Here is an 8,954-nt window from a genome sequence, read left to right on the forward strand (position 1 = left end):
AAGCCATAAAATAAGATAAAATTTTAAAATTCCACGCCTTTTTTAGGTGTGAAAGTTTTTTGGGGACAAATACTACCGCTTTGATATTGATGCTTTTGTACGTATTTTACTTATCTCCATAGTGAGTTTTACACTGAGCTATTTCTATGGCGCCATTAGATATTCTAAATACGAGCCGATTTTTTCCATCTATTCTAACACTATAAAGCCCCGATAAATTGCCCTTTAGCGCTTCGGGTTTGCCTATACAATCGTAGCCGTTACGCTCTATGTCTAGGATTAACTTATTTATGCGCTTTAGGATATTTTTATCATTTTCCTGCCAATACAGATAATCTTTCCAAGCTTCTTGCGACCAGATTTTTTTCATTGATCCGCTTCTAACAAATCGTGCTCAATCCCGCTATTTTCCTTTAATTCGTCAAAAGAGCGCTTAAGATGAGATAAATTTTCGTGGCTGTAAAAGGGATCTGCTGTCAGCTCGAAAGGAATTTTGCGTTCTTGCAATACTTTTTTAGCAAATATTGTAAAAGCAGTAGTTAAATTTAGCCCCATTTCAGAGCATACTTCCTCCAACCCTTTTTTAAGCTCGGCATCCATTCTAAAATTTACGTTTATAGATCGCATCATATTGTCTCCTTTTTGATTGCATTATACATTATTTATATGGATAATGCAATGATTTATAAATGTGGTTTGCTAAAATTCCATTACTAGAGAACACTATTAATTCTAAATCTAGCAAGATTTTAATTCAAAACGAAATATGCATACTAAGCGCGATTATGCATAAAAGTAGCGCCAGCGGGACATAGACAAAGCGCCCGATATCATACCAGAGCTTGCCGCGGACCCTATCTGCGCCTAGATTGATCTCATCTAAAATTTCATTCCGCTTAATCACCCAAAACCACGATATCGCGCCGATTACCGCTCCGATCGGAATGATATAAATCGATACGAAATCCATCCACGGACCCCATGAGCTTATGGCTTCCATACCAAGGCCCGCGCCCAGGCAAATCGCACACAATAGCGCAAGCGTGAATGCACGGCTTAGCCTTGGAAACTTATGCATTAGCGATTCGGCGACTACTTCGAACATATTTTGAAGCGATGAAATTCCACCAAAAATCACGGCGGTAAATAAAATCACCGCAAAGATTCTACCACCTGCCATATCTTGTAAAATTTTAGGCAGAGTTACGAAAAGTAGCTTAGGCCCCGCCGCCGGATCCATTCCGTAAGCAAATACTGCAGGGATCATCACTAGCGCAGCTACCATCGCGGCTAGCGTGTCAAATAACGCGGTATTTTTCGCCGCAGATACGATGTCTTCGTCCTTGGATAGATACGCGCCATAGACGATCATCCCTGAGCCCGTAATCGATAGCGAGAAAAATGCCTGTCCCATCGCAGAAATCCAAACCATCGGATCTGCTAGCTTAGTAAAATCGGCGCCAAAAAGAAACGCATATCCGCCTGTAGCGCCTTGTAGCGTCGCGACCCTAATTGCCAAAATTGCAAATAGCACGAAAAATAGCGGCATCATAATTTTATTCGTTTTTTCGATGCTTTTGGCGCCGAAAAACAGCGTCAGCAACGTGCCTGCGACGATTATGCAGTGATAAGGCACCACGGAGTAGGGCGCCAGGGCAAAAGAGTTGAACCACGTATCGGTATTTTCGCTCATTAGCGAGCCGTCTATGGCTTGGACTAGCGCCTTTAAAACGTAGGCGATGATGACGGCATAGCCTACTGCGATACACATCGAACCGGCAAGTGGCAACCAGCCGATAACCTTACCGATAGCGCCAAGTCCGCGGCTTTTCCACGCGTATTCGTATGAGCCCAGCGTGCCTGTTTTGGCGCGGCGACCGATCGCGTATTCGGCGCTTAGACCCACGTATGAAAACAGCGCTACGAAAAAAACGTAAATTAGCAAAAATGCGCCGCCGCCGTTCGTGCCGAGTTTATAAGGGAAGCCCCAGACATTTGCCATACCTACGGCAGAGCCCACGCAAGCGATGATAAAAGCCCAACGCGATGAGAATTTGTGTTTTGTCATAAAGCCATCCGTGCGAAAAATTTTCGTTATGGTAGCAAAAAGGAATTTAAGATTTATTTATGCGGAATTTTAAGGCGTGCCGACTTGATTACTTAGGAATTTTTAGAATTTAAAATTGCGAAGTTTTAAAGTAGGATTAGCGTAATTTTATGATCAAAATCGATAGAGTTAATTTTGCGATACTACGCGGCAAAATTTTATCTTTATAATTTTAGAATTTCTTCGTGAAATTCCACGCTTAGGCTTTGGCTTTAAAATCCGCTTAGCCCAGGCTTGTAGCAGGGCTTGATATTTAAGTTAGGCGAGAAATTTAGATTAATTGAAATTTTAAAATTCCGCAAAATTTTGAAATTTTTAAAATCTACGATCTCGCAAAATTTGAAAACAGGCTTATCAAGAAATTTTATCTAGCGCCGCTCTGGCAGAATTTTCGCGGTAGAATTTCACCTTTCGTTTGTAATATGAAGAGGACTTATAAATAGCACTTTTATGGCGCTCTACAAGGCGAGTGGCATTCCTGTGCCCGCTATTAGGGCATCTATACGGGAGCGGTGAATAAATTTTTACCCTAGATGGGAATTGAGAGCGTCGCAAGCGGCAACGCGCTTGAAATTTCCGGCGCGCAGCATCACAGAGCGAATTTTATTAACTCATACTTTGGCTTAGTTATTTTTCTCCGCTTCTTCATTTTCTTGCGGCTGCGCGACTGCTTTTTTGATCGCTTTTACGAGCGAAACTCTTGTGCCATCCATTCGCAGTACTTCGTAATCACAGTTTTCATCGCTTATTTTATCGCCGATTTCAGGTAGGCTGCCGAAGAGATTAAAGACGTAGCCGCCGATCGTTAGCTGTTCGGTCTCCTCATCAAAGTCGATGCCCATCACCTCCTCGACGCCTTCGATCTCGAAGCGGCCTCTAAACTCAAAGGTGTTCTCGTCGATACGTTTAAAATTTTGCGCATTCGCGTCGTGTTCATCGTTGATGTCGCCAAAAATTTCTTCTATGATGTCTTCCATCGTCAAAAATCCCGCCGTGCCGCCGTATTCGTCGATGACGAGCGCGGCAAAAATGCGCTGCTTATTCATCATCGGCAAAATTTTAGAGATCGGGCTGTTTTCAGGCACGATGATGAGTTTGCGCACGATTTTATCGAAGCTTTTATCTCCCTTTTGTTGGATGATGTCGCGGATGTGGATGAGACCTAGGACGTTATCCTTGCTGCCGTCGATATACGGAAAGCGCGTAAATTTCGACTGCAATACGGTTGCGTAGTTTTCATCGTAGCTTTTTTGCTTATTTAGGCAAACTAGATCGCGCCTCGGCGTCATTATCTCTTTGGCGACCGTATCGCTGAAATCGACGGCATTTTTGATAATCTCGGTCTCTAGGCTATCGAGCACACCGCCTTTTAGGCTCTCGCTCGCGATGATTTTGATCTCTTCGTCAGAAAGTGCAAGCTCGCTCTCTTTGGCGGGCTTTACGCCGATGATTTTAAGCGAAACGGCGGCGATGAAATCAAACGCCTTGATGATCGGAAAAAACATAATCCAAAAAATATGAAGCGGTCTAGAGATGAAAAGCACAATCTTCTCGGTTTTGGCAATAGCGATGGATTTTGGCACCAGCTCGCCAAGTACGACGTGAAATAGCGTAACGAGCGTAAAAGATATGACGAAGGCGATCGTATGTGCCGCCGCTCCGCCGCCTATGCCGATGGATCTTAGTGGCAGCTCGATCAGTCTTGATACCGCGGGCTCACCGATCCAGCCGAGGGCGAGCGAGCTTATCGTAATGCCTAGCTGTGTGGCGCTAAGATAGGTGTCAAGGGAGTTTGAAATTTTAAAAGCGAGCTTTGCGTTTGGAATTTTATCCTTGATAAGCTCTTCGAGGCGAGACTTTCTTACTTTGACGATTGAGAATTCCGAAAGAACAAAAAAAGCATTCATAAAGATGAATACAAAAGCTAAAACTAACATTAAAACCGAACTGTCCGTGTCCAAATTTCTTATCCTTTGAAATTTAAAAATAAATATTTATGATTATATCTAAAAACGCTTTAAAATCCAAAAGATATGGAAATGCCTCGCGCCCGTGCGTGGAATTTTGCGGTAATTTAGGATTTTACGCCACAGCAGGTCTTTGTCACGGCGAGATTCTATCGCGATAGAGCTTATGCGCTGCAGCGGATAATCCTAGCGCCGCGCGCAAGTCCATTAAGAAATTTAAATGCGATGATAAAACCTGCTACTTAAAAAACCTCAGCGCGCAAGCTCTTGCGAAATTTTAAATCGCAAGACTATCTATTTCTTGTGGCGGCCTCGTAAAGCGGCAAGACTTTCGGCATCACTTCTTTTAGATCGGCGATGCGATCATCGTTTGAAGGGTGCGTGGACATAAATTTAAGTGGATGGCTCTCATTTAGCTTATTCATCTTCTCCCAGACATTTATCGCCGCCCTTGGATCGTATCCTGCGCGCGCCATCAGCTCAACGCCCATCAGATCAGCCTCCGTCTCATGCGTGCGCGAAAACGGCAGCGTGAATGTGTATTGAGCCGCCATGTTCAAAGCCGCTGAGCCCAGATCTCCAAGCCCTGCTGCGGAGCTTGCTACAGCGATACCGACATCTTTCATCTGTTCAGTCGAGGCTCGCTCGCGACTGTGTTCGCGCAATGCGTGAGACATCTCGTGCCCCAAAATAGCAGCCAGCTCGGCATCGGTAAGCTTAAGCTTTTCGATGATGCCCGTATATACGACGATGCGACCGCCAGGCATACACCAAGCATTGATCGTAGGGTCGTTGATGACGTTTACCTGCCAGTTCCATTTCAGTGCGTCTTTACGAAATGCGCCGACTTGAGCGATTAGGCGCTTCGAGATGCCTCTAACGCGATCAGTTAGCTTTTTATCGGTATTTAGGGCATGCTTGGCGTTTGCTTGGGCGGTAATCTGCTTGTAGGCAAGCGCGGCACTTTGATCCATTTCAGCTTCGCTTACGGTGATGAATTGCGAGCGGTCGATGCCTACGGCGCCGCCTTGCGTGGTGCTCGCGCAGCCGGTAAAAATCATCATCGCAGCAAAGGATATTAAAAGAGCTAATTTTTTCATCTTTTCTCCTTGAAATTTTGCGGCGATTTTAGCGAAATTTGGTTAAATTTCTAGAATTTTATTTTGGATTGCTGGATTTTGCAGGCGCGATCTATTTGGAATTTGCCGTAAAATTTAAGGACGCCCGTCGCCTTTAAAATAGAATTGGGCTTTGTAATTTAGCGATAAAATTTAGCGGTGATTTCGCAGAATTTTATCGTGGCGTAAACGAGGCATTGCTGTGTAAAAGCAGTGATTTTATCCAAGCGCGGCGCTACATAAACAAAGCACCTCTGCGCCTAAATAAAGGCAGGGGGTGGGTACAGCTTTTAAATTTGCGTAGCGTAGACTACTATAAATGTGGCAGAATTTTATTTGTACTAAGCGCTCAGTTCGGGCGGATAGGAGCAATTTGAAATTTGCGCAATCAAATTACGCGATAAAATTGGCTTGGATATCGCTATGATTTGAGGTGAGTCGCGCTAATCTTTGCAACGTAAAATTCTAATTGTTAGCTTAGCGGCATCCCTTCACATCGCATCTTGCGCTACAATGAAATTTTGTTGTGGGAATTGAAATGATCGCAGAAATGTCAAACGCCGTAGGTGCTTTTTCGTAGAATTTATCTAGCGAAATTCCTTTTGTGCGCGTCGGGATAAAATTTCAAATTGCAAGTCGCACCGTATCATTTTGGACGGAATTTTAAAATTTTACGCGTTTAGAATTTTAAAATTCGGCTACGCAAATCTACGCGATGAAATTTCAAGCTTAAAATTCCGCGCCGGCTTTGGAATTTTATATGCGTCACGTCAGCTATAAAATCTTACACTTAGAATTTTATAGCTGCGGCAAGATTTGGTTGGGCCGGGGTCTCGCATCGCCGTAGGATTTTTGGCGGCACGGAATTTTGCAGCGCGCATCTAAATTTAGTTATGCAAAATTCGTAAAATTCTTTATCGGCATGGAATTTTACAGCGCCGTTAAAGCGCATAAAGAATTCTGCGCAGGCCTCGCAAACTCTAACGAAAGCTTCATTCTTTTAGGGCACGCGAGCTTTAAGGCATGCTAGTAAATTTTGCAGCGCAAAGCAGTGAGCGCTGAGTGTTTGTCGCTAGGGATTTTACCTCTGCAGCGCCCATTTAGTCCTTTTTGGACTTTAGCTTGGCGATCGTTTCTTTTGCGGCCTCGTAAGCCTTGGCGCTCATCTCGCGCGCCCTTTCGCTTACGTTTTTGGCGACGTCAGAGCTTTTTAGCTCGGCAAATTTTTGGCTCATCTTCTTTTCAAACTCGCTAAGCTCTTTTTTGATTGCGTCCAGTTTCTCGTCCAGATCGAGGTTTTCGATGATTTTGGCGCTTTTTTGACTTAGCTCTTGAGTGATTTCGCGCGCCTTGGCGCTCGCCTTTTTTGCGCGCTCGCCAAGCTCGATCTCGCCGATTTTGGCGCTTAGTTGCTCGGCAAGATCGCTTGAAATTTTTCTAAATTTAGCCAAATAGCCTCCGAATTCTTCATCGGCGATCTTGGCGATTTCGCTTTTAGCGGGCTCCTCCGAGCTTGCGACCGCATCGCTTAAAACCGCGCTAAATAGTTCGCTCATCTGCGAAATTTGAAGTCTTTCGTTCTCTAGGCTCTGTGCGTCGCTTGCTGGCGAGAAACTTAGCTCGTCGCGGTATCTTTCGGCAGCTTTATTTATGCCGTCGTAGCAGCCTAAAATCGCGCCTCTAATCAGCGCAGAGGCGGTATTTTTGCTCTCGTTTGCGACGAAAATCGCGCGATTTATGATGATTTTTGAAATTTCTTTTGTGCGGAATTTCGTGAATTCTCCGTCGCCGATAGCTGAAAATGCGATATTTTTCGCCGTCTCGTGCGCGGTATCCTCGATGTCGGTGCCGCTTTCGAGCACGCTTATGAAGGCTAGCTCGCTCGCTTCTTTAAGTACGTCCGCAAGCGGTAGTTTGCTCGCGATCGCTCGTTGTAGCGCCGAGCCTATGCGTTCTTTTAGCTCCGCTTCGCTTGCGTTTTGCAGCGCGGTATCCAGATCGTCGTAGCTGCGCAAAACAAGGGTTTTAATCGCCTTTTGTTTACAAGCGATCTTTTTGCGCAGATCGTCGTAGTCGTAGATGAGCTTGTAAAGAGCCTGCTCGTCCTCGTCGCACAGTGCCTTTTTTACCCCTTCGATTAGCGCTTCGGAGGAGGCATCCTTTAGTGCTCCTATTTCGTTAAGCTCGGCAGCAAAGCTTAAAATGAGCTCGGCGCTTTTAGCGCTTTTAGCATCTTCGCTAAGTCCGCGTAGAGCCTTCAGGCTCTGTTCAAAAGCTAAATTTTGCACGCAGGCCGCCAGCTCCTCGCCGCTGATTTGTGCAAGATCGGCGCCGAATTTTTTGATTATTGCTTCTTTCATTTCATCTCCTGTCACAATACATATTTAAAGTGGGCTTTTAGGCGCTCGAAAATTTCGTTTCGATGCAAGTCGCTTTTAACGAAAACGCTTACGTTGAAGCTCATATATTTGCCGCCGTTTGAAAAGCGCGAAAAGTCTATTTTGTAATTTTCGCCCTTTAAAATTTCATCGATCTGCTCGCGCTTTTGGGTGCTTGCATCCAGGATAATTTTATATTCCCAAAAGAGCGGATAGTCGATTTTTGGCTTTTCAGCTCCTAGTATACACGCCACTTTTGCCTCCTTCTTTGCGTTGCAGCACGATGTCGGTAATCTGCATCGATTTATCTATCGCTTTTAGCATATCATAAATCGTCAGTAACCCCACGCTCACGCCCGTTAGCGCTTCCATCTCGACGCCCGTTTTGCCCGTGATTTTTACAGTTACGAAAAGCTTAAATGCGCACTCGCTCGCAAGCTCCTCAATATCGGTTTTAATCGAAGTAATCGTAAGCGGATGGGTCATTGGTATTAGCTCACTCGTCTTTTTAGCGCCCATTATCGCGGCAACGACGGCGGTTTGAAGCACGGGGCCTTTTTTGGCCGTATTTTGCTTGACGGCGGCAAACGCCTCCGCGCTCATGCGGATGATACCGCTAGCGGTGGCTACGCGCTCGCTATCATCCTTAGCGCCGACATCCACCATACGTGGCATATTGTTTTCGTCGATATGTGAAAGCATAAAATTTCCTTGCAGTTTTTGGCGGGATTATAGCAGAATTTCGGGCATAAAAAAAGCCCGAGCTTTTAAACTCGGGCTTCATACAAAAAGGAGGTTTTATCTTGTCGGACGAGAACGATTATACTACCTAAACAGTAAATAGAAATAAAATATATCCTTTTTAGGCGAACTCTTTCGCGCTTAATTTATAGCCGTTTTTAAAAATTTAATGGCATGCTATGGCGCGCTGTGCGGGCATTTGAATGGACGGTAAAACAAAACGGAGTCAAAGAGCGACTAAATTTAAAGCGGACGTTAAAGAGCAAAGATAAAATTTAAAGCAGTTTGTGGTTATTTTGGCTCAATATGGACGATCAAAAGAGCGGAGCAGGGCGCTCTGCCGAGGCAGTATAAATAAGACGCCGCAAAAAAACGAGCTTAAATTTAGAGCAAGACGGCGTTTAAATTTAAGCTCGTTTTGCTTAAACTCAAGGGCTCGCGCGCAATGCAGCGTAAATTTAACCCTTCACGCGAGCGTTAAACGGCGCAGGCGCGGATTAAAATAGCGCGCGCAAATTTAAACATCGTCGCGCAAAATCCGGCCTGCGTTTGAAATTTAGCTCGTTTAAATTTTAAACGTTTTTAGCAGGCTGCCTAAGCTTAACCCCTTATTTTCGCCGTTTGCACCGCCTCCTAAAAGATC

Annotated in this window: 8 protein-coding genes; all 8 read right to left on the reverse strand. The window is 44.8% G+C overall.

Annotated elements, in window-relative coordinates; all coding sequences use genetic code 11:
• Positions 1-106: 106 nt before the first annotated feature.
• Positions 107-370 (reverse strand): Txe/YoeB family addiction module toxin, encoded by a 264-nt coding sequence (locus tag Q0095_RS08770; protein ID WP_291938836.1) that lies wholly within the window; start codon positions 368-370, stop codon positions 107-109.
• Positions 367-630, reverse strand: coding sequence for a type II toxin-antitoxin system RelB/DinJ family antitoxin (locus tag Q0095_RS08775; protein WP_297883160.1), 264 nt, complete (start codon positions 628-630; stop codon positions 367-369). The genes Q0095_RS08770 and Q0095_RS08775 overlap by 4 nt, the downstream gene beginning before the upstream one ends.
• A 124-nt stretch (positions 631-754) precedes the next feature.
• On the reverse strand, positions 755-2,068 hold the full coding sequence (locus Q0095_RS08780) for a sodium-dependent transporter (protein ID WP_297883161.1): 1,314 nt from the start codon (positions 2,066-2,068) through the stop codon (positions 755-757).
• Between the two features lie 662 nt (positions 2,069-2,730).
• The gene (locus tag Q0095_RS08785; RefSeq protein ID WP_291939300.1) at positions 2,731-4,044 is read right to left on the reverse strand and encodes a hemolysin family protein; all 1,314 of its coding nucleotides are present in this window, start codon (positions 4,042-4,044) and stop codon (positions 2,731-2,733) included.
• Between the two features lie 320 nt (positions 4,045-4,364).
• Positions 4,365-5,174, reverse strand: coding sequence for a M48 family metallopeptidase (locus tag Q0095_RS08790; protein ID WP_297883162.1), 810 nt, complete (start codon positions 5,172-5,174; stop codon positions 4,365-4,367).
• 1,118 nt (positions 5,175-6,292) lie between these two features.
• On the reverse strand, positions 6,293-7,552 hold the full coding sequence (locus Q0095_RS08795) for a hypothetical protein (protein ID WP_297883163.1): 1,260 nt from the start codon (positions 7,550-7,552) through the stop codon (positions 6,293-6,295).
• An 11-nt stretch (positions 7,553-7,563) separates the two neighbouring features.
• Entirely contained in the window at positions 7,564-7,824 is a 261-nt protein-coding gene (locus tag Q0095_RS08800) for a DUF493 domain-containing protein (protein WP_297883164.1), read from the reverse strand.
• A complete protein-coding gene (gene moaC, locus Q0095_RS08805; protein WP_297883165.1) occupies positions 7,802-8,272 on the reverse strand; it encodes a cyclic pyranopterin monophosphate synthase MoaC in 471 nt (156 codons plus the stop codon). Before moaC ends, Q0095_RS08800 begins: the two co-directional genes overlap by 23 nt.
• Between the last annotated feature and the right edge of the window lie 682 nt (positions 8,273-8,954).

Origin of the sequence: uncultured Campylobacter sp., from assembly GCF_938045535.1 — a bacterium.
In the GTDB taxonomy this organism is placed as follows: Bacteria; Campylobacterota; Campylobacteria; order Campylobacterales; family Campylobacteraceae; genus Campylobacter_B.

Bases quoted from the DNA above. Each gene is read 5' to 3' on its own strand.
- Q0095_RS08790 (WP_297883162.1), bottom strand. From the start codon at position 5,174: ATGAAAAAATTAGCTCTTTTAATATCCTTTGCTGCGATGATGATTTTT.
- Q0095_RS08775 (WP_297883160.1), bottom strand. From the start codon at position 630: ATGATGCGATCTATAAACGTAAATTTTAGAATGGATGCCGAGCTTAAA.
- Q0095_RS08785 (WP_291939300.1), bottom strand. From the start codon at position 4,044: ATGTTAGTTTTAGCTTTTGTATTCATCTTTATGAATGCTTTTTTTGTT.
- Q0095_RS08770 (WP_291938836.1), bottom strand. From the start codon at position 370: ATGAAAAAAATCTGGTCGCAAGAAGCTTGGAAAGATTATCTGTATTGG.
- moaC (WP_297883165.1), bottom strand. From the start codon at position 8,272: ATGCTTTCACATATCGACGAAAACAATATGCCACGTATGGTGGATGTC.
- Q0095_RS08780 (WP_297883161.1), bottom strand. From the start codon at position 2,068: ATGACAAAACACAAATTCTCATCGCGTTGGGCTTTTATCATCGCTTGC.
- Q0095_RS08795 (WP_297883163.1), bottom strand. From the start codon at position 7,552: ATGAAAGAAGCAATAATCAAAAAATTCGGCGCCGATCTTGCACAAATC.